This window comes from Kaistia nematophila, assembly GCF_026343855.1.
GTDB classification, from domain to species: domain Bacteria; phylum Pseudomonadota; class Alphaproteobacteria; order Rhizobiales; family Kaistiaceae; genus Kaistia; species Kaistia nematophila.
Map to the genome: position 1 here is coordinate 175,641 of NZ_JAPKNK010000009.1, position 19,601 is coordinate 195,241.

The window sequence follows — 19,601 nt, forward strand, 5'->3', positions numbered from 1 at the left end:
AAGACGCAAAATTATGCAAATATACGCTATTCGTGCCTAGAAGGCCCCGAGACCTCCGTTGATCTCCATGATCTCTCCGGCGATGAAGCCGGCCGCTGGCGAAGCCAGATAGAGCACGGCGCCAGCCACATCGGCCGGTGTTCCCTCGCGCCGCACCGGCGTGCGGTCGACCGTCGCCTTGCGGCCCTCCGGCGTCGAGAACCGATCATGGAACTGCGTGCCGATCAGGCCTGGCGCAACGCCATTGACGCGGATTCCATCGGGGCCGACTTCTTTTGCGAGCGCCCGGACGAATGTGGTCACGCCCCCCTTGGAGGCCGCGTAGTGGGAGGCTCCCATGCCGCCGCCATCATGAGCGGCGAGCGAACTCATCAATACGATCGCACCCGACTTGGCCTCGGTCATCTGCGGCAGCACCGCGCGCGCGAGCAGGAAGGCGCTGGTGAGATTGACGGCGAGTGCGTCATTCCAAAGCGAGATCGGGCAATCGATGACCTTGCTTCGCTTCAGCAGGCCGCCCGCATTGGCGACGGCAATGTCGATGCGGCCGAAAGCGGCGTTGGTACGGGTGACGGCGTCGGCGACGGCCGTCTCGTCGGTCGCATCCGCCGGCACGGCGAGCACGCGCGCTGCGCCATGGATGCCGACGAGCTCCGCAGCGGCGTCGCCGCTTGAGACATAGGTGAATGCGACGCGCGCGCCCGCCTCGACGAACGCCTCGACGATTCCCCGGCCTATGCCGGAGGCGCCGCCGGTGACGAGCACCGTCTTTCCTGCGAAATCCGGCACGCCTCAGCCCTCCTGCCAGCTGGAGTACCAACCGTCGGGGAAGGTGGCGGCGAGTTGGTCGCCGGTGACGGCCGGCAGATAGGGACGCCCGTGGCGGCGTGTGACCTCGGTAAGTTCGGCCAGGCGCGCGGCTGCCTCATGCGCCGCGATCGAGCGGGCCGCGGGATCACGGGTCGAGACGGCGTCCTGCCAGATCGAGCGGCCGCCCAGGAACCCGGATGCGCCGGCATCGCAGGCGACCTCGACCTGCGTGCGAAACTCCTCATAGCCGACGCCTGCGGAGAGGATCACCCAAGGTTGGGCCATGCCGTCGTTGAGGCGCTGGCAGGCCTTGGCGGCGGCCCGCCGTCCCTCTGGCGTCGAGACGTCGCCTGGAAACTCGACTTTCAGCATGTCTGCGCCGAATTCCGCGGCGATATGGGCGGATTCGATGATCCCTTCGACGCGGCGCTCGAGCCAGGCCGTGCTCTTGGTGTCCTCACCCGGCAACGCATACCAGATGGGCTCGACCACAAATGGTATCGACTGCTCCGCGCACTCGACGACAAGGTCGCGGACAACCTGTCGCTGCGCTTCGGCGGTCTTCGCATCGGAACGATAGAACCACAGCAGCTTCACCATATCCGCGCCGAGCAACTTGATCTTGCGCGTGGTCCAGTGATTGCGGAATCGCGTGCGCCGCTCGCCGTCGACCGTGTCGAAACCCTCGCCCTCGATCGACGAAATGAGGCCGACCGAGCCGGGCAAGGCACGGGACGCGATGACCTGCGCCAAGCTGAACTGCGCCTCCAGCAGAAAGGCGCTGGCCACTGGCGCGACCGCGCGCACGAGCTCCAGTTTTGCGTCCACCGCCTGCTGGTAGCTGACCTTGGAACGGTCGTCGGCCAGGAGGTCCTTGAAAGAGATCAGATGATCGAGCGCCAGCACGACGAAGAATCCATCGGCCGTGCTGATACGCTGCAGCCCCCGCATCTTGCCGGGATCGAGCGAGGGTATGGAGCCCTGGAGGCGGGAAGGGACAGGCGACGTCAAATGCTTAGCTCCTTGATGGGATGGTCCGGGAATGAATCGTCGTTCAGGCCGCTGCCGAGCGGCTGGGAAAGCACCAACATCGTCCCCGCGAGGAAGGTGTCGCCCAGCCCGATCGTGCTGGCCGGACGCCGAAGCCACGGCGCGGGGCAGGCAATGGTGTGGAAGTCTTCGGCAGCAGCGCCAAAATCGGGCAATCGGGAGAAGACGGCCTCGTCCGCCACGGCTGCGGGCAGCACTGGCTGGCCGGCCGCGGCTCGTGCGCCGGCCAACAGGCAGCCAGTGAGCAGGGCCAGCTCTTCCCGCTTCGGATCCCCCGCCGTCACCGCCAGCGCGAAATCGTCGGCGTGAATGCACAAGCGCGAAAGGCCGTGGCGACGAGCAAAGTCGGCGAGCGCCACCGACTCGACGGGTTGCCCACCACCGATCACCTTCCATTCGGAGAGGCTCATGCCGACCGAAGTCACGATGCCCGAGAGGGCCTCGAGGATCCGCATCGGCAGATGTGGACGGGGACCGTAGTCGGCGAGTTCGATGTGAACGAGCCCGAGCCCGGCCGAACGCCAGCTTCGGGCAAGGCCGGCAACGCGAGCCAGCACCGTGGGGAGAATGGCATCGGGCGTTGAGACGAGGCTCGACAGAGCGGCGGCGCCGCAATCCGCCGCCATCATCGCGCTGAGGACGGCGAAGTCGGGGTCGTTTTCCGGCGCGTCGTCAACGAGACGCACGATAACGCGGGTTGAGCGCTGCACGGTCTCGCCGGCTATTTCGGCGCCAGCCGTCGATTCGAAGATCCAGTGACGGGCCTTCGCATGGCCGGGGTCTGGCGCAACCTCGGCAAGGCGGCGCGGGCCTCCGCGCTCCGCGACGAGAATGTCGCCGGAGAGAACGTCGATCTGGGCGGGGCTTCGGTCGGCGAGCGCGAGCAATACCGGCGCGCCGAGCAGGGCGAGGGCCTTGGCGAGTTGGGCCGAGGTGCCGCCGGCGCCTGTGCTGTGCGCCAGGTTGGCCGCGAGCCACGCATCGCCAGAGGGCCAGTCGATGAGATATTCGCCGCCCGTCCCGGAGCGCAACCGCGCCACCAGTTCGCCGGCAAGCCGCACAGCCGGTTCCGGCGCATCCGGCGAGAAGAGCGCCGCCGCATCATCGAGGCGCACATAGGCATCCACGAAAGCCGAATAGCCTGCCAGCACCGGTCGGGCCGACGCGGCTAGAGCCGGCACGCTGGCCAGCAGCGAAGCGTAGCGGCGGCGCCAGTCCCGATCGTGGTCTCTCGGGCCCACGCTATCCAATTCCGAGGCATCCATGGTCGGCTCAATGCAGGTTTATATTCTTGTTTGCGGTATTTTGCTGTTTTATGACGAGACAGTGGTGTCGTCAAGCGAGTTCCGCTAGCATGGCCAAAAAATGGAGTTACAACATGCCAAGACGACCGGCCGCAGTTCTGCCGCTCAGTCGGCGTACGGAAATGACGCGACTTGTATCCGAGCGGGGTAGCGCTTCCGTGCCCGAGCTTGCTGATTTGTTTCGTGTCTCGACCGACACAATCCGCCGCGATCTCGATGCGCTCGCTGATGATGGGGCCGTCCTGCGCACCCATGGCGGGGCCGTGCGCGCGGATACCAGCAAGATCGTTCCCGTCGCGGACCGAATCATCGCGCAGGCTGACGCGAAAACCCGCATCGCTGCTGCGGCGGCCGCGTTGGTCGACAGCGGTGAGACGCTCATGGTGAATGGCGGCTCGACCACACTGGCCTTCGCCAAGATGCTACCGCCCGATCGCTCGCTCGGCCTCATCACCAATTCGGTCTCGATTCTCGATCAAGTCGATACGACTGCCTTCACCAACGTCTATGCGATCGGCGGTGAACTCCTCAGCATATCCGGCGTGATGATCGGTCCCGTCGTGTTTCCGCATTCTGATCGTATTCACGTAGATACCGCCGTCATCGGTGTCAGGGCGGTGCATCCCACGCGGGGCATCTCAACCGCAACGGTAGCGGAAGCCGCGATGATTTCCGACATGATGCGCGCCGCGCGCCGCACCATCGTCGTTGCCGATTCCACGAAGTTTTGGCAAAGCGCGTTCGCGACCATCGCGCCGCTGTCGGACATTCACATACTGGTCACCGACGAAGCGCCGCCGGCACCGCTTGTCGAGGCGCTCGATAAGGCCGGTGTACAGGTGATCATCGCCCGCTGACGGTGGCCTCGAGCGCGCCGGTCCGGGCCGGGCGCGCCTCGGAACGCCGCCCCTCGGCGGCTTTCGCCGTTGCCCTCAGACCCAGCCGCCGTCGACGACGTAGGATTGGTTGGTGCAGGCGGAGGCGTCGTCGGAGGCGAAAAAAAGTACGGGACGCGCAATGTCTTCGACCTGCAGTTTGCGCTTTAGGCATTGGCCCTGCATCAGGTCGGCTTCGCCTTCGGGCGTGAGGTAGAGACTCACCTGCCGCTCCGTCATGATCCATCCCGGCACGACAGAGCAGACGCGGATATTGAACGGGCCAAGATCGCGAGTGAGCGCACGAGTGAGGCCGACTACCGCAGATTTTGCGGAGGTGTAGGCGGGCATGCCGCCGCGGGACTGCATCCAGGAGTTGGAACCGATATTGATGATGGCGCCCTGGCCGGCGGCCTTCATGTCCTCCATCACCGCCTGGGCCGCGAAGAACTGATGGCGCAGATTGACCGCGTAACGCTGGTCCCAATATTCGGGCGTCACATCCTCGATGGCGTGGCGCGCGTCATGGGCGGCATTGTTTATCAGGATTGTCAGGGGGCCGAGCGATGCCCGTACCCGCCCGATGGCCGCCCGTAGCGCTGCGATGTCAGTGAGATCGCACGGCTCGAAGTGCACGGTTCCCTCGGTGGCCAAGCTTGCAACGAGCCTGGTGGAGCTATCGACGTCGACGTCCAGGAACCCGACCCTGGAGCCTTGGGCAACGAAATGCCTTACGATGGACGCTCCAATCCCCCCTCCGCCGCCCGTGACAAGGACGTTCCGACCTCTCAAGCTCGGATACACCGCACCTGTGCTCATGCTTCAGTCCTTCACCTTGCGACCGGAGTGGATTGGAAACGCGAACCTTGCCTGTCGAGTCTGCGCCGTTTCTCTTTTAAGAGCGGTTTCGCTGAAATAGGCAATCAGGCAATCGCATATTTCTCAGTTTATATGCCAGTTTATGCGTCAAATTGCATTTTTGTGAACGAGTTCTGTGTCGCGTCGACCCGTGCGGTGCGCCGCGGCTGGAACGGCGCAATACTCCTCCCCCGGCAACCGTGCGAGCGCCTGGCCGCCTCTGAAAAAACATGAGGCCAATGTGAATCATCGGCTATGCCTAGCGAATCTGCTGCATATAACTTGTAATTATTCGACCGAACGCGAATCTGTTACTACATTTTCAATGTATTTCTGAAATATATGGTCCGACATAATCGATGAAATCTGGCGAAAATCTCATACTATTGACGTAGGTGTCGCTAAATCTGCCAGGCGACATCTACTTCAAGGTGGGATGGATTGGCGCTATCGGAGTCTCGGCCGAGAATACCGTTCTGACCGGCGATTTCACCAGGGGCTGCTACGCTTGGGATCGTTCGTTGTCGAGGACCGCCGTCGGCGCTTCATGAGGGGCCGACCGGCTTCATGACCGCGTTGGCATTCGCGCTCGGCGTAGTCCTCCTTGCGATTGCGGCGGGCCGAGCGCCCCGTGTCCAAATGCCATTGGCACCGGCGATGGGTCGGTCAGATAATTATATGTGGTGAGCTCGGCAGTGAAATAATGGATGGTGGCCTACGACTATCCGCCAGACCGCCGATAAATATTCAGGCGGCCGTGGGGAGTTCAATAATTTCGGTGGCCGGCGTTTGAAAGCGCCCTGACAGGCCGCGATACTATCCGCGTAGATCGCATATGCGAGTTCTCTCAAACATGTCGGGAAGTTGGAGCCCTGTCGGCCGCAGCTTTCTGAGCAGATTGAAGAGCGTTTGCGCTGGACGTAGAGGCGTGGAACTGACTCGTCAGGCTTTCGCGTTCTTTATCTTGTCATACGCGCTTTGTCCCAGATCCCAGGGAGTCAGCTTGAGGAAATCGCTGATCTGTTCGGCGGTTCGTCTGAGTCTGTCGACGAGATTCTGTACGTCGGACTCCAGGTGCGACGTGGGCATGACGATGCTGACCGCTCCGATGCGCTCGCCCCTCTGGTTGTAGACGGGCACGGCGATCGTGCTCACGAAGTCGTCGATCAGCTTGTAGCCGACGAAATAGCCATCTTTCTTGGCTTGTTCGATCTCTGCCACGAATTCGTCCAGCGAGACCCGGTTGCCGGAGTTCAGGGTGAAATCGCTGGCGGGTACATGCCTTGCGATGATCGCAGCCGGGATGTCGGTGAGCAGGACACGCCCGGCCGCCGTGGCTGGTACCGGCACCATGGCACCTTCGACGGTGCGCAAATAGCTGTGCTCCTTGAGCGTGGCGGACAGAACGATCAACTGCTTCCAATTGTCGATGATGTTGAGCTCGATGACCTCGCCGGTCTCCTTGGCGAGATTGCCGATGATCTCGCGGGCGATCTGCTCGAACTTTGCATGGCGCGCGTAGGCGAATCCCATGCGAGCAAATTTGTTTCCTGGCGAAATCTGCCCATCGGAAGTCTGGTTCAACCAGCCGCGGTCGATCAACGTATCAACAAGCGTATAGAGCGTTGAGCGCGGACAGGAGATGGCCCCGGCGATGGCGTTTCTCGTCACTGGCCCATCCGAATTCTCGAAGAAATCGAGAATGTCCAGGATGCGGTCCGTTCCCTTTGCGCGCTGCATCTGATTCCCCCTGTCGGCTCCATTTTTCACAAACGCGCTTGACATGCCATATCCCCTATAGTGAATACTTGCCCTTACAAGGACATATGTCTCTTGTAAGAGAAAGAGGGGACGTGCAATGAAAAAAACGCTCGCAGCAACCTTGATCGCAGCCGCAGCCGTGGCCGCATCGGGCAGCGTGGCTTTCGCCGGCAAGCTCGAAGAAGTGCAGAAGCGCGGGAAGATCATTGTCGGCACCGGCAGCACCAATGCGCCGTGGCACTACATCGACGAGAAGGGCGAGCTGAAGGGCTTCGACGTCGCGGTCTCGAAGATCATCGCGAAGAGCCTGTTCAATGACGACACCAAGATCGAGTTCGTCGATCAGTCGGCCGACGCGCGCATCGCCAACCTCGTGACCGACAAGGTCGACATCACCTGCCAGTTCATCACGGTGACGCCGCAGCGCGCGTTGCAGGTCGAATTTACCGCGCCGTACTATCGCGAGGGCGTCGGCCTGCTGGTCAGCCCGAAGTCGAAGTACAAGACGCTCGAGGAGCTGAAGGCCGCCGGCAGCTCGGTGACGGTCTCCATGCTGCAGAACGTCTTTGCCGAGGAGTTCACGCACAAGGCGCTGCCCGAGGCGACCGTCGACCAGTACGAGAGCCAGGATCTGGTGGCCCAGGCCGTGAACAGCGGTCGTGTCGACGCGGCCGTCATCGACGCCTCGAACATCCGCTGGCTCGTCAAGCAGGATCCGGAGAAGTATATCGACATCGGCTATTACTGGCAGCCGATGACCTATTCCTGCGCCGTCAAGAAGGGTGATCAGGAGTGGCTGAACTGGCTGAACACGACCATCCAGGAGGCAATCGCCGGCGTCAACTTTGACGACTATGCCAAGGCCTATAACGAGTACTTCGGCATCGAGCTGGCGCCGCCGGCCATCGGCGTGCCCGTCGAATTCCGCTAGGCGGAACGGTTCGCTGTCCGGCCGCGCCACTTTGGCGTGACGCCCGGCAGGACTGAAGCAGGCGTGGGCGCCGCTCTCTCCGTTGCGGGGAGGGCGGCGCATCCGGTCACCATCGACAGCTTCGACGGAAACCTGAATGAACTACTCCTTTGACTTTGTGCCGATCTGGCGCAACTTCGACACCCTGCTGTATGGCCTCGGGATCGGTCTCTCGCTGGCGGCATTGTCGATTCTGATCGGCATCGTCATCGGCGGCGTCGTCGCATTCGGCCTGGTTTCGAAGAACAAGCCGACGGCTTGGATCGCTGGTCTGTATGTTTCCTTCATCCGAAACATCCCCATCCTTCTCGTCATCTTCTTCATGTTCTTCGCCCTGCCGCAGCTGGGCATCCGCTTCAGCAAGATCACGTCGTTCGTCGCGGCGTTGTCGATCTACGCCGGCGCCAATCTGGCGGAAGTGTTCCGCGGTGGCCTTCAGGCGATCCCGAAGGGCATGACCGAGGCTGGGCTGGCCGTCGGCCTGCGCCCGATGCAGATCCGCCTCTCGATCATCATTCCGCTGATGCTGCGCTCGACGCTGCCCTCGATGGGCAACGCGTTCATCTCGCTCTTCAAGGATACGTCGCTGGCGGCCGCGATCGCGGTTCCGGAGCTGACCTTCTACGCCCGCAAGATCAATGTGGAGAGCTTCCGCATCATCGAGACGTGGATCGTGACCAGCCTGCTCTACGTGGCGGCGACCTTCACCATTGCCTCGCTGCTCCGCCTCGTCGAGGCGCGTCTGGTCATCAAGAGGTGACGGTCATGGATCTTTCCGCCTTCTTCGCCGAACTGGCCAATGTCTGGCCGCGCCTGCTGCAGGGCTCGATCGCGACGATCACCGTCTCGTTCCAGGCCATCGCGATCGGCAGCGTCTTTGGCTCGCTGCTGGGCCTGGTGATGTTCTACGGCCGCATGCCGACGCGCATCTGCGGCTGGATCTATCTCGACTTCATCCGCGGCACGCCGGTTCTGGTGCTGATGCTGGCGAGCTTCTACATCGTGCCGCTCGTGGGGCTCGGACTGTCGTCGACAGGCGCCGGCATCCTGGCGCTGTCGGCCTTCTGCGCCGCTCATGTGGCGGAAGTGTTCCGCGGCGGCCTGGCGGCCGTTCCGCCGGGCCAGGCCGAGGCCGCCAAGAGCATCGGCCTGACCTTCCCGAAGATCCTGTTCTACGTGCTGCTGCCGCAGGTGCTGCGCCAGGCCCTGCCGGCCTGGATCAACGCGGCGGTCGAGATCGTCAAGGCGTCGTCGCTCCTCGCCGTCATCAGCGTTCCCGAACTTCTGCTCACGACGCAGCAGATCGTCTCGCGCAACTTCATGAACGCCGAGTTCTACCTGGTCTGCGGCCTGATCTATTTCGCCATCAACCTCACCCTGTCGAAGTTCGGCAAGCTGGTCGAAAAGCGTCTGGCATTTTGAGGAAATCCATCATGAACAGCATTCTCGAAATATCAGGCTTGCGCAAAAGCTATGGCCCGCTCGAGGTCATCAAGGGCGTCGACCTGTCCATGAAGCCGGGTGAGGTCGTCTCGATCATCGGCTCCTCCGGTTCCGGCAAGACGACGCTGCTGCGCTGCATCAACCTGCTCGAGGAGTTCCAGGGCGGCGATATCCGCATCGACGGACAGCTCATCGGCTACAAGACCAGCGACGGCAAGCGCATCTCGCTGCCCGAGCGCGAGAGGGCCAAGAACCGCGCCCTGACCGGCATGGCGTTCCAGCAATTCAATCTCTTCCCGCACATGACGGCGCTTGGCAACGTGACGCTCGGCCTGCGCAAGACCCGCGGCATGGGCAAGGACGAGGCGATATCCGTTGCCGAGAAGTGGCTGGAGCGCGTGGGCATGTCCCAGCGCAAGAACCACTATCCGATCCAGCTTTCCGGCGGACAGCAGCAGCGCGTGGCCATTGCCCGGGCGATCGCCATGAATCCGAAGCTGATGCTGTTCGACGAGGTCACCTCGGCGCTCGATCCGGAGTTGGTCAACGAGGTCCTGAACGTCATTCAGGATCTCGCCAATGACGGCATGACCATGCTTCTCGTCACCCACGAGATGCGCTTCGCCTACCAGGTGTCGAGCAAGGTCATCTTCATGGAGCACGGCGTGATCGCCGAAGAGGGCGATCCGAAGGAAATGTTCCACAGCCCGAAGTCGCAGCGCCTGGCCGAGTTCCTCGGAAAGTCGAAGTTCCAATAGCCGCGGCGGCGCGGGGCGGCTGCCCCGCGTTTGCCAATCCGGCCCGGTCTCCTGGGGCGGTTTCTCCGAGCACAGGTCATTCTGGAGTCTCTCATATGCGTATCATTGTGCTCGGTGGCGGAGTCATCGGCGTCACGACGGCCCATGCCCTTCGCCAGGAAGGACATGAGGTCGTCCTCCTGGAGAAGGAGCCCGCCGCCGGTCTCGGCACCAGCTACGCCAACGCCGCCCAGATCTCGCCGGCGCTGTCCGCTCCCTGGGCGGTGCCTGGCCTGGTCGGCAAGGCGCTGCACTGGATGTTCGAGAAGTATCCGCCGCTCATCATCAGCAAGTTTCCCGATCCCGAGATGGTCCGATGGCTGTGGCGCATGTGGCGCGCCGCGTCGCCGGAGCAGTATGAGCGCTCCAAGCGGGCGATGGTGGCGATTGGCGAGTACAGCCGCGACCGTTTCCGCGAGCTGCGCAATACCATCCCGATCGACTATGACGGGCGCGATCGCGGCACGCTGGTGCTCTTCCGCTCCGAGAAGCAACTCGGTATCTACGAGCGGGACATGAAGACCCTCGCGGCCATGGGCGTGCCGGCGGAGACGCTGCGTCCGGATTCTTTGGCACTGCGCGAGCCGAACCTCGCCATCCGGGAGAATGGCATCGTCGGGGCCGCCTTGCTGCCGGGCGACGAGACGGGCGACTGCCACCGGTTCACGCAGGCGCTGGCCGCGCTCTGCGAGCAGGACGGCGTCATCTTCCGCTATGGCGAGATGATCCGAGAGCTGAAGGTCAGCGGCGATCGCGTCCGCTCCGTGATCACCGACAAGGACGAATATACGTGTGACGCGGTCGTCACCTGCCTCGGCGTCGGAAGCGCCAGGCTGCTGGCGCCGCTTGGGATCAGGCTGCCGATCTATCCGCTCAAGGGCTATTCGCTGACCATCCAGGCGGACAGCGATGCGATCGGGCCGCACTCGACCGTCTCGGACGAGACGCACAAGATCGGCGTCACCTATCTCGGCGATCGCATCCGCGTCGGCGGAACCGCCGAACTGGCCGGCTACGACCTTTCGCGCCCGGAGCATCGCTACAAGGGTCTCGAATATGTGGCGCAGGCGCTCTATCCGAAGATCCCGCGCGAGGCGATCGCCAATGCCGAGCGCTGGAGCGGCCTGCGTCCGATGACGCCGGATGGCCCGCCCGTCATCGGCAAGACCGGCATCGGCAATCTCTACCTGAATACCGGGCATGGGACGCTCGGCTGGACCATGTCCTGCGGCGCAGCCGGCATTCTCGCCGACCTGGTCGCCGACCGTCGGCCGGCCGTCGACATCTCAGCCTTTTCGGGCACCCGTTACCAGTAACCCTTGAACGAGAGAGGACATTTCATGATCAACCGTCTGCACCAGAACCAGCGCATGAGCGGCGTCGTCACCTGGCCTGCCAATGGCTCGATGGTCGTCGTCTCCGGCCAGGTCGCCGACGACAGGTCGCTTGACGTCGCCGGCCAGACCGCCGATGTGCTGGCGAAGATCGACCGCCTGCTTGCCGATGCCGGCGTGTCGAAGGCCGATGCGCTCTACGCCTATATCTGGCTGCCGGACATTGGGGATTTTGACGCCATGAACAGCGTCTGGGACAAGTGGATCGTCCCTGGATCGGCGCCAGCCCGCGCCTGCGTCGAGGCCAAGCTCGCCGATCCCGCGCTGAAGGTCGAAATCCAGGTGTTCGCGCACAAGGCGTCGTAAGAGCGACGTGTGGTTAGCCGGTCCCAATGCGCGGCCGGCTAACCAAGCAAAATGATTCGATCACGGGCGGCATGGGCGGCGACCTTGGCGGTCACAAGGCAAGCTCCTTGCCCGATCAGCGGCGCTTGGGTGGCCGGGCCAGTGCGTTCAGCAACCTCCCGGAATCCGGAAGAACAGCCGCTTCCGCATCGGCTTTCCGCATGCCGATTGTGATGCTCCAGCTGGAGCATCAAGTCAGTATTCTCCGAGCAGCTGGGCACCTAAAAACGTGGGCAGATGTCCAGCCGCTTGGTCTTAACCCGAACGGTCAGCAGTTCTTCGTCCGTCGCTCAAGGAAGGAGCGATTTGCGAAGAGGTGGAGAGGCTCAAGTTTCGTTCTGGAGCCACAAGGCCGTGGCGCCCGGGCGCGAACTCCCTCAGGCCAGATCGCTGATCATCGTCAGCCTGCGGACATCGACCGGTTCGGCCAGCAGGGCATCGGCCTGCGCCAGGAGAGGCTGCAGATGCGGCATCTTCATATGCGCCTCGAGGTCGGCGTCGCTGCGCCAGTTCTCATAGAAGACGAAGACGCAGGGGTCGGCCGCATCGACATGGAAATCATAGTTGATGCAGCCGGGCTCCGCCCGCGTCGGCGCCACCATGGCGGCGAGGACGCCTTGCAGCTCATCGCGCCGCTCCGGGCGCGCCTTGAGGGTGCCGATGACGGTGATGGCCATGTCAGGCTCTCTTCTGGCTGAGGGCGACGGCGAGGATGATGATGCCGCCGCGGGCGATCAGCTGCTGGCTGAATTCGAGGCCCATGAGGATGAGGCCGTTATTGATGAGACCGATCATCAGCGCGCCGACGATCGTCCCGATCACCGTGCCCCGGCCGCCGAAAAGGCTGGTCCCGCCCAGCACAGCGGCTGCGATCACCGAGAGTTCGTCACCCTCGCCAAGCTGGAACCGGCCGGACTGCAGGCGGCCGGCATAAAGCATTCCGGCGAGCGCCGCGGCCATGGACGAGATGACCAGCACCTTGAACTTGATCGCCTTGGTGTCGATTCCCGAGTAGCGCGCTGCCGTCTCGCCGCCGCCGGTCGCCAGGACCCGCCGGCCGAAGCCCGTGCGGCGCAGGACGATGTGGCCGATCGCGCCGAGGATCACCATCCACAGCAGCAGGACCGGGACCGGCCCGACATTGCCGCCGCCGAACAGCCAGGAATAGCCGGGCGAGAGGATCGGCACGGCCGCCGTCGCGGAGATCCACATCGCGACGCCCTTGGCGATTCCCATCATCGCGAGCGTGGTGAGGAAGGAGGGAATGCCGACGCGCGTGGTGAGCCAGCCATTGAACATGCCGACGGCAAGACCGGTGGCGAGGCCGGCGATCACGCCGACGACCGGCCCGCCCACGGCGATCGCCATGGCGACCGTCACGGTGCTGAGGCCGGCGACGGCGCCGACAGACAGGTCGATCTCGCCGGCCGAAAGCACGAAGGTCATGGCGATGGCCATCACGGCGATCATCGCCGTCTGGCGCACGATGTTGAGCAGGTTGTTGGGGTTGAGGAACCCCTTGTCGGCCAGCGTCGCCGCGAAGACAACGAAGATCACCAGGAAGCCGATATAGATGATGTTCTGACGCCAGTTGGCGAAGAAGGCGCTAGCCATTTATTTCTCCTGAACCGCGAGGGCCTTCTGGATTTCGATCTGCAGCCGCTGTTCGGCTGCCTGGAGACGGTGTGCGAGGTCATCGGCGGGGACGTTCGGATCGTCCAGCGCCTCGCGCGGCATGTCCTGATGCACGCGCCCGTCGGCCATCACGAGGATGCGGTCGCAGGCTGTCAGCAATTCCGACAGTTCGGAGGAGATCATGATGATCCCTTTCCCGGACGCCGCTAGTTCACGCACGAGGCGGATGATCTCGGCCTTGGAGCCGATGTCGATGCCCGCCGTCGGCTCGTCGAGAATGAGGATGTCGGGATCGGTGGCGAGCCACTTGCCGATGACGACCTTCTGCTGGTTGCCGCCGGACAGCGTGGCCACGGCATGATCACGGCTGGCCGTCTTCACCTTCAGGCGCTCGATATTCGCATCGGTGAGCGCGTCGGCCGCCTTGGTGTCGACGAAGCCGGCCTTCGACAGGCGGTCGATGACGGCGAGGATCATGTTGGACGCGACGGAGTGGGCGGGAATGATGCCCTGCGTCGCGCGCGCTTCCGGCACCAGCGCGACGCCGGCCGAGATCGCGTCGCTCGGCTTGCGGATGGCGACGGCCTTGCCCTTGATGCGGATCTCGCCGCTGGCGACGGGATCGATGCCGGCTACCGCGCGCGCCAGCGACGAACGGCCCGAGCCGAGCAGGCCCGCAAGACCCAGCACTTCGCCGCGATGCAGCGTCAGCGAGACATGCTCGGGCTTGTGGACGCCGCTGACATCCTTCAGTTCGAGCAGCACCTCGCCCTTGTCCGCCTGGACGCGCGCGACGTCGGAAAGCCCCATCGAGCGCTTTCCGACGATATGCTCGATCATCGTGTCGATCGGCAGTTCGGAGAGCGGCGCCGTGATGACGTGGCGGCCGTCCCGCAGGATGGTCGCGCGGTCGGCGATGCGGGCGATCTCGTCCATGCGGTGACTGACATAGATGATCGCGACGCCCTTGGCCTTCAGCTTGCGCAGGAAGACGAACAGCCGCTCGACGTCGGAGACGGCGAGAGCCGTCGAGGGCTCGTCGAGCACCAGCACCTTCGCGTCCTGCGAGATCGCCTTGGCGATCTCGGTCAGCTGCTTCTGGCCGGCCCCTAGATCGCCGACGATCGCCTTCGGGTCCACGAAGACCTCGAGCATCGCGAAGATTTCCGCGGCGCGGCGCTCGGCCTCGGCATCGTCGATGAAGCCGACGCCGTCGCGCCATTCGCGCGTCAGGAAGATGTTCTGGGCCACGGTCAAGGTGGGGACCAGGCTCATTTCCTGATAGTTCATGGCAATGCCGGCGGCCCGTGAGGCCTCCGGCGTATGCGTCGTGAGCGGCACGCCGCCGACCTCGATCGTGCCCTGATCGGGGCGATGAACCCCGTTCAGGATCTTGAGGATCGTCGACTTGCCCGCACCATTGCCGCCGAGCAGCGCATGGACCTCGCCGGGAAGGACTTCGAGGTTGACGTCGTCAAGCGCCCGCACACCCCCAAAGGCCTTGGAGATGCCGGTCATGCGGACAGCGGCGGCAGTGGCAGTCATCCAACCTTCTCCCAGACGCCGCTTTCGCCCGAACGGATGAAGGCGTCGGCGACGAGTTCCGTCAGCAGGCCGTCGTTGAAGTTCGGGCTCGGCTGCTGCTTCTTCGCGATTGCGGAGAAGAAGTCATAGCACTCGACGATCTTGGTTTCCGAATAGCCGATGCCGAGTCCGGGGATCGGCCACAGGCCGGAGCCGTAGGGATGGGCCGGGCCGGTATAGATCGTGCGGAAGCCGCGCGCATCGGCCGGATCGTCGGCGAACATCACCTGCAGTTCGTCGCGGCGCTCGTAGTTGAAGTGGATCGAGCCCTTGGTGCCGTGGATCTCCAGCGTGATGAAGTTGTTGCGGCCATAGGCGTTGCGGGTCGCCTCGAGGCTGCCGATGGCGCCGTCCCTGAAGCGCAGCATCGAGACGAGTTCGTCGTCCACGTCGACTTCGCCGCGCTCCGCGTCGGCCGACTTTTCGGCGGCGCCCAGCTTGTCGACGCCGCCCTGCTGCAGCGGACGGGTCTTGTTGTAGGTCGGGGTCATGGCGATCACCTCGGCGATCGGTCCGACCAGGTAGTGCGCGAGATCGACCACATGCGTGCCGATGTCGCCGACGGAGCCGGAACCGGCGATCTTCTTCTGGAAGCGCCAGGACAGCGGCGAGTCGGGATCCGCGGACCAATCCTGCAGATAGGTGCCGCGGAAGTTCAGGATGCGGCCGATCCGGCCTTCCTCGATGAACTTCTTGGCGAGCGCCACGGCGGGCGTACGCCGGTAGTTGAAGGCAACCATGTGGATGACGCCGGCGGCCTTGACGGCCTCGACCATCGCCCGCGCCTCATCGACGGTGCGCGCAAGCGGCTTCTCGCAGATGATGTGCTTTCCGGCCTTGGCCGCCGCGATGGCGATCTCGGCATGGACGTTGTTGGGCGTGCAGATGTCGACGACATCGATATCCGGCCGTTCGACCACGGCGCGCCAGTCCGACGACGCCTCTTCGAAGCCGTAGCGGCGGCGTGCTTCCTCGGCCGCGCCGTCGGTCACGTCGACCACGACCTTGCGATGGGGAATGGCCGGGGCAGGCCAGAAGAACATCGGCATGGAAGCATAGGCCATGGCATGCGCCTTGCCCATGAATCCGCCGCCGATCATGGCGACGTTCATCACTTTGGTCATCGGTTTTCTCCTGAAAGAGAGCGGCTTTGGCAAGCAGCAGCCTTCCGCCGCTCTGGCTGAGGCCGGTGCAGGTCGGACCGTTCAATGCGGCACGGGGCGCCCAGTGGCGCCCCGTGCGCCCGGGCCTTACTGGCCGAGGCTCTTCTTGACGTTGTCGGTCGCTTCGGTCGAATAGACTGCCTTCCAGCCGTCGAGCAGCGTGTCGCGCGTCACCGGGAGAGCCGGAAGCGCGACGAAGGCGGGCGCCTCCTTGCCAAGCAAACCGTAGCCGGCGAGCTTCGCCTCGACGACGCCGGCGTCATAGGGACGCTGAGCGCCGAGGCCCTTCACGAAGCCGTTCTGGGCCATGGAGATCGCGACATTCTCGCCGAGGTCGATCGTCGTGATGACGAGGTCGTCACGGCCGGCGTTGCGCGCCGCCGAGATCACGCCCTCGGCCGGCACGTCCCAGACAGCCCAGATGCCCTGGACGTTCGGGTTGGAGGTCAGGATCGCCGAAGCGGCCTTCTCGGCGTCGCCCGAGAAATCGGGGCCGCCGATGCCTTGCTCCGCCACGATCTTGATGTCCGGATAGTCGGCGGCGATCGTCGCCTTGAAGGCGTCGTAGCGCTGCTTGGTGACGAAGAAATCGGCAGCATGGAACACCACGCCGATATCGCCCTTGCCGCCCAGCGCCTTGGCCATCAGATGCGCGGAGGCAACGCCGTTGCCGTAATTGTCGGCCGAAACCACGGACACATAGTCCTTGCCGCCCACGAAGCCCGTCGGGACGTTGTCCATGAAGACGAGCTTGGTTCCGGCTTCCGCCGCTGCCTTGTAGGCCGTGGCGGTCGCGGTCGGATCCGTCGGGATCGAGACGATGATGTTCGGCTTCTGGGCCAAGATCGTCTCGATGTCGGCGACCTGCTTCTCCGGCTTGAAGCCGGCATCGGTCACCGCGAGCACCTTGATGCCCATCTCGGCGAACTGCGTCTGCAGGCCGTTGATCTGGGCGCGCGACCAGTCATTGCCGCCGTAGTGCATCACGATCGCGGCGGTCGCGTTCATGCCCTTGATCTTGGCGAGCTCCTCCGGCGTCAGCACGACGCTGGATGCGGGCGAGGGGGCCTCGCCCGAGGGGCCCTTGGAAAGAACCGTCTTCTGCAGGTCGGCAAGCGCCTGGTCCGGATCGGCGAGTGCCGGCCCGGCACAGGCCAAGGCGAGCGTCAGCGCGGCGGCCGAACCCAAAAGGGTGCGTCTGGAAATCATTTCTAGTCCTCCCGGAAGTGGGGCCTCGCCCCGGTCGCGGCCCTCAGGCCGATTCGAGATAGCGCCTGCTGGCCTTCGCGCCCTCCAGCGGATCAGGCCAGGAATCAAGCTCCGTGCACACCCAGCCGTCGAACCCGATCTCGCGAAGCGCCGCGATGATCGCGTCGGTCGGAACATCGCCCCGGTCGAGGGGGGTGAAGGCGAAGGGCTCCCTCTGGAGGCCCTTGAGATGCACGTAGGAAATGCGCGCCGCATGCTCGCGGATCAGTGCGGCCGGATCGCCGCCGGCGCCGGCGAGATGGGCTGTGTCCGGGCAGAAGTCGATGCCGGTCAGCTCGAAGATCTTGCGCACTTCCTCGGGCCCCTCGACGATGGTCGACAGGTGCGGGTGATAGTGAGCGGTGAGGCCGCGCTCGTCGGCGATTTCCTTGACCCGGTCGAGCGCCGCGGCAAGTCGCGGGTAATCCGTCTCACGGATGCCGTCGAAGCGCTTGGCGCCGCCGCCAATGACGAGGTGAGGCGCGCCGAGCTCGGCTGCCCGGTCCGCCGCGCGGATGATACGGGCCAGCTCTTCCGGCAGGATGTCGTCGAAAATGAGATTGCCGCCGGCATAGGTCGCAACGAGCGTCAGCCCGTTGTCAGCGAGGAGATCGCGCATCTCATCGGCGGTGAAATCGAGAAGGTTGCCGTCGAAGAGCTCGACGCCCTGATAGCCGGCCGCCGCGATGTCGGCAAAGGCCTGACGCATGTCGCCGAAGGTGCGGTAGGTGAGGTTGGTGATCGACGTGACGCCGACGGCGTCCCCGCCGAGCTTCCCCCAGCAATTCGCATGATAGGCGAGCTTGAAGCTCGACATCGGCATCTCCTCCCAGTGCTTCCACGAACTATGCCGATGGCTTAAGGCGGTAAAAAATCGATGTCAACATTTTAGAATCATATAAGCTGCCACTTCTGCAGATTTAATGCATAAGTGTGTCGTTGCCAGCCGAAACGGCCGGTCTTATGAAGGAGCAAACGCGACGTCGAGGAGAGGACGAGACATGTCGACGCCGGCCCTTGCGGAACCCGCTTCCCCTCCGCGCCGGAAAGGCCGTCCGCGCGTGTCCGAGACGGCCTCCCCGAGCCTCGTCCAAATCCTCAATCTGGTCCGTTCCGAGCAGGCCACCACGCGCCAGGAAATCGAGCGCTACAGCGAATTGGGGCGCGCCGTCGTGGCGGATCGCCTCGGCACGCTTTGCGAACTCGGGCTGGTCAACGAGAGCGAACTCGGTGCCGCGACCGGCGGCCGCGCCCCGCGCCTGGTGCGGTTCAGCGCGGATCGCGGCAGGATCCTCGTCGCGACTCTCGATCAGACGGCGCTCGGCGTCGGGATCGCTGATCTCGACGGCGCCCTGATCATGGAACATCACGAGGCGAGTGAGCTCACACAGCCCGTATCGGCGCTTGCCGAGCGGCTGACCGCGCTGTTTCGCTGGATTCTCGAACGGCAGGGAAACCCGCCGCTCTATGGCATCTCGATCTCGGTGCCCGGTGCCGTGCCCGACGGCGGCGAGGCGCTCTTCCTCGGCACCACGCCCGCAATCCTGCCCGGTTGGGAAAGCTTCCCGCTTGTCGAAACGCTGGTCGAGGCCTTCGACGCCCCGGTCTGGCTCCGTTCCAGCGTGGAGACCATGACGATGGGTGAACTGCATGCCGGGGCCGGAAGTGGCCACCGGACCATGCTGTTCGTCAAAGTCGGCAAGCGGATCGGCGCAGGCCTCGGCAGCGACGGTGCGCTGTTCCGCGGCGCGCAGGGCGCCGTCGGCCTGATCGGGTCCGTTCCCGTTTCGGCGGCAGGCGGCGCCGGCACGCTCGAAGCCATGGCAGGCTCGGATCATATCGCCCAGGAAGGCAGAAGCGCCGCCGAGCGCGGGGCCAGTCCGGTGCTTGCCGAACATCTGCGCCGCGGGGGCGAGATAACCGCCCTCGAGGTGGCGCAGGCGGCGCAGATCGGCGACGCGGCCGCGATCGAGATTCTCTCGCAAAGCGGCCGGTTGATCGGTCAGGTCGTTGCGACGCTCGCGAACATGCTGAACCCGGCGCTGATCGTCCTCTCCGGCTCGATCGCCCAGACAAATGACATCCTTCTCGCCTCCGCGCGCGAGGCGATCTATGGCGCCTGCCACCCGCTGGTGAGCCGGGATCTGCAGGTCGTCCGTTCCCAGATGGGAAGCTCGGCAGGCCTTGTGGGCGCGTCCATTGTCGCAGTCGAAGGCATGTTCTCCCCATCCATCCTGAGGGACTGGATCATGGCGGGACGGCCCCAGGCGCATCCGCTCTTCCAGCGGATGAAGGACGAGATCGCGCGGAAGCGGGACGTGCAGGCGAGCACGATCCGGCCGCCGGAGGCGTGAGGAGGAAGGA

General features: G+C 64.2%; 19 protein-coding genes. 8 read left to right on the forward strand and 11 right to left on the reverse strand.

Translation table 11 applies throughout. From position 1 onward, the window contains the following. Positions 1–36: 36 nt before the first annotated feature. Genes OSH07_RS19300 through OSH07_RS19310 form a run of 3 tightly spaced genes read right to left on the reverse strand, consistent with a single transcriptional unit; the run spans position 37 to position 3,125 of the window. Positions 37–789 (reverse strand): SDR family NAD(P)-dependent oxidoreductase, encoded by a 753-nt coding sequence (locus OSH07_RS19300; RefSeq protein WP_266340304.1) that lies wholly within the window; start codon positions 787–789, stop codon positions 37–39. Between the two features lie 3 nt (positions 790–792). Next, positions 793–1,821 (reverse strand): tagatose 1,6-diphosphate aldolase, encoded by a 1,029-nt coding sequence (locus OSH07_RS19305; protein WP_266340305.1) that lies wholly within the window; start codon positions 1,819–1,821, stop codon positions 793–795. After that, positions 1,818–3,125, reverse strand: coding sequence for a carbohydrate kinase family protein (locus tag OSH07_RS19310; RefSeq protein ID WP_266340306.1), 1,308 nt, complete (start codon positions 3,123–3,125; stop codon positions 1,818–1,820). The genes OSH07_RS19305 and OSH07_RS19310 overlap by 4 nt, the downstream gene beginning before the upstream one ends. Before the next feature lie 161 nt (positions 3,126–3,286). Here OSH07_RS19310 and OSH07_RS19315 point away from each other — a divergent pair, with 161 nt between their 5' ends. Further along, positions 3,287–4,021 (forward strand): DeoR/GlpR family DNA-binding transcription regulator, encoded by a 735-nt coding sequence (locus tag OSH07_RS19315; protein WP_266340350.1) that lies wholly within the window; start codon positions 3,287–3,289, stop codon positions 4,019–4,021. Between the two features lie 75 nt (positions 4,022–4,096). Here OSH07_RS19315 and OSH07_RS19320 read toward each other — a convergent pair whose 3' ends face one another. After that, complete coding sequence (locus OSH07_RS19320; RefSeq protein ID WP_266340307.1) at positions 4,097–4,858, reverse strand: SDR family NAD(P)-dependent oxidoreductase; 762 nt, start codon at positions 4,856–4,858, stop codon at positions 4,097–4,099. A gap of 981 nt (positions 4,859–5,839) precedes the next feature. Continuing rightward, positions 5,840–6,637: an IclR family transcriptional regulator gene (locus tag OSH07_RS19325; RefSeq protein WP_266340308.1), complete on the reverse strand. Its 798-nt coding sequence runs from the start codon at positions 6,635–6,637 to the stop codon at positions 5,840–5,842. 118 nt (positions 6,638–6,755) lie between these two features. Between OSH07_RS19325 and OSH07_RS19330 the strand changes: the two genes are divergently transcribed. From OSH07_RS19330 to OSH07_RS19355, 6 genes are all read left to right on the forward strand, one after another. Beyond that, positions 6,756–7,589 carry a transporter substrate-binding domain-containing protein gene (locus OSH07_RS19330; protein ID WP_266340309.1) on the forward strand — a complete coding sequence of 278 codons (834 nt, stop codon included), beginning with the start codon at positions 6,756–6,758 and terminating at the stop codon, positions 7,587–7,589. Positions 7,590–7,725: 136 nt separating this feature from the next. After that, positions 7,726–8,388, forward strand: coding sequence for an amino acid ABC transporter permease (locus OSH07_RS19335; protein WP_266340310.1), 663 nt, complete (start codon positions 7,726–7,728; stop codon positions 8,386–8,388). A gap of 5 nt (positions 8,389–8,393) precedes the next feature. Beyond that, positions 8,394–9,050, forward strand: coding sequence for an amino acid ABC transporter permease (locus tag OSH07_RS19340; protein ID WP_266340311.1), 657 nt, complete (start codon positions 8,394–8,396; stop codon positions 9,048–9,050). Between the two features lie 11 nt (positions 9,051–9,061). Beyond that, positions 9,062–9,829, forward strand: coding sequence for an amino acid ABC transporter ATP-binding protein (locus OSH07_RS19345; protein ID WP_266340312.1), 768 nt, complete (start codon positions 9,062–9,064; stop codon positions 9,827–9,829). 95 nt (positions 9,830–9,924) lie between these two features. Then, a complete protein-coding gene (locus tag OSH07_RS19350; RefSeq protein ID WP_266340313.1) occupies positions 9,925–11,184 on the forward strand; it encodes a D-amino acid dehydrogenase in 1,260 nt (419 codons plus the stop codon). Between the two features lie 24 nt (positions 11,185–11,208). Further along, positions 11,209–11,568 (forward strand): RidA family protein, encoded by a 360-nt coding sequence (locus OSH07_RS19355; RefSeq protein ID WP_266340314.1) that lies wholly within the window; start codon positions 11,209–11,211, stop codon positions 11,566–11,568. Positions 11,569–11,984: 416 nt separating this feature from the next. Here the strand turns inward: OSH07_RS19355 and OSH07_RS19360 are convergent, their stop codons facing one another. The 6 genes from OSH07_RS19360 to OSH07_RS19385 all read right to left on the reverse strand — a co-directional run bounded on the left by OSH07_RS19360 (position 11,985) and on the right by OSH07_RS19385 (position 18,054). Further along, a complete protein-coding gene (locus tag OSH07_RS19360) occupies positions 11,985–12,284 on the reverse strand; it encodes a putative quinol monooxygenase (protein WP_266340315.1) in 300 nt (99 codons plus the stop codon). A gap of 1 nt (position 12,285) precedes the next feature. Continuing rightward, on the reverse strand, positions 12,286–13,221 hold the full coding sequence (locus OSH07_RS19365; RefSeq protein WP_266340316.1) for an ABC transporter permease: 936 nt from the start codon (positions 13,219–13,221) through the stop codon (positions 12,286–12,288). Continuing rightward, positions 13,222–14,787: a sugar ABC transporter ATP-binding protein gene (locus tag OSH07_RS19370; protein ID WP_266340317.1), complete on the reverse strand. Its 1,566-nt coding sequence runs from the start codon at positions 14,785–14,787 to the stop codon at positions 13,222–13,224. It abuts the gene before it with no gap. Continuing rightward, positions 14,784–15,950 carry a levoglucosan dehydrogenase gene (locus OSH07_RS19375; RefSeq protein ID WP_266340318.1) on the reverse strand — a complete coding sequence of 389 codons (1,167 nt, stop codon included), beginning with the start codon at positions 15,948–15,950 and terminating at the stop codon, positions 14,784–14,786. Before OSH07_RS19375 ends, OSH07_RS19370 begins: the two co-directional genes overlap by 4 nt. Before the next feature lie 126 nt (positions 15,951–16,076). Next, positions 16,077–17,198, reverse strand: a complete 1,122-nt coding sequence (locus tag OSH07_RS19380; protein WP_266340319.1) for a substrate-binding domain-containing protein — start codon at positions 17,196–17,198, stop codon at positions 16,077–16,079. A gap of 43 nt (positions 17,199–17,241) precedes the next feature. After that, positions 17,242–18,054: a sugar phosphate isomerase/epimerase family protein gene (locus tag OSH07_RS19385; RefSeq protein ID WP_266340320.1), complete on the reverse strand. Its 813-nt coding sequence runs from the start codon at positions 18,052–18,054 to the stop codon at positions 17,242–17,244. Between the two features lie 184 nt (positions 18,055–18,238). Here OSH07_RS19385 and OSH07_RS19390 point away from each other — a divergent pair, with 184 nt between their 5' ends. Beyond that, entirely contained in the window at positions 18,239–19,591 is a 1,353-nt protein-coding gene (locus OSH07_RS19390) for an ROK family protein (RefSeq protein WP_266340321.1), read from the forward strand. The last annotated feature ends 10 nt before the right edge of the window (positions 19,592–19,601 follow it).

Bases quoted from the DNA above. Each gene is read 5' to 3' on its own strand.
- OSH07_RS19315 (WP_266340350.1), top strand. From the start codon at position 3,287: ATGACGCGACTTGTATCCGAGCGGGGTAGCGCTTCCGTGCCCGAGCTT.
- OSH07_RS19320 (WP_266340307.1), bottom strand. From the start codon at position 4,858: ATGAGCACAGGTGCGGTGTATCCGAGCTTGAGAGGTCGGAACGTCCTT.
- OSH07_RS19370 (WP_266340317.1), bottom strand. From the start codon at position 14,787: ATGACTGCCACTGCCGCCGCTGTCCGCATGACCGGCATCTCCAAGGCC.
- OSH07_RS19330 (WP_266340309.1), top strand. From the start codon at position 6,756: ATGAAAAAAACGCTCGCAGCAACCTTGATCGCAGCCGCAGCCGTGGCC.
- OSH07_RS19335 (WP_266340310.1), top strand. From the start codon at position 7,726: ATGAACTACTCCTTTGACTTTGTGCCGATCTGGCGCAACTTCGACACC.
- OSH07_RS19325 (WP_266340308.1), bottom strand. From the start codon at position 6,637: ATGCAGCGCGCAAAGGGAACGGACCGCATCCTGGACATTCTCGATTTC.
- OSH07_RS19310 (WP_266340306.1), bottom strand. From the start codon at position 3,125: ATGGATGCCTCGGAATTGGATAGCGTGGGCCCGAGAGACCACGATCGG.
- OSH07_RS19345 (WP_266340312.1), top strand. From the start codon at position 9,062: ATGAACAGCATTCTCGAAATATCAGGCTTGCGCAAAAGCTATGGCCCG.
- OSH07_RS19385 (WP_266340320.1), bottom strand. From the start codon at position 18,054: ATGTCGAGCTTCAAGCTCGCCTATCATGCGAATTGCTGGGGGAAGCTC.
- OSH07_RS19355 (WP_266340314.1), top strand. From the start codon at position 11,209: ATGATCAACCGTCTGCACCAGAACCAGCGCATGAGCGGCGTCGTCACC.
- OSH07_RS19380 (WP_266340319.1), bottom strand. From the start codon at position 17,198: ATGATTTCCAGACGCACCCTTTTGGGTTCGGCCGCCGCGCTGACGCTC.
- OSH07_RS19340 (WP_266340311.1), top strand. From the start codon at position 8,394: ATGGATCTTTCCGCCTTCTTCGCCGAACTGGCCAATGTCTGGCCGCGC.
- OSH07_RS19375 (WP_266340318.1), bottom strand. From the start codon at position 15,950: ATGACCAAAGTGATGAACGTCGCCATGATCGGCGGCGGATTCATGGGC.
- OSH07_RS19360 (WP_266340315.1), bottom strand. From the start codon at position 12,284: ATGGCCATCACCGTCATCGGCACCCTCAAGGCGCGCCCGGAGCGGCGC.
- OSH07_RS19365 (WP_266340316.1), bottom strand. From the start codon at position 13,221: ATGGCTAGCGCCTTCTTCGCCAACTGGCGTCAGAACATCATCTATATC.
- OSH07_RS19350 (WP_266340313.1), top strand. From the start codon at position 9,925: ATGCGTATCATTGTGCTCGGTGGCGGAGTCATCGGCGTCACGACGGCC.
- OSH07_RS19390 (WP_266340321.1), top strand. From the start codon at position 18,239: ATGTCGACGCCGGCCCTTGCGGAACCCGCTTCCCCTCCGCGCCGGAAA.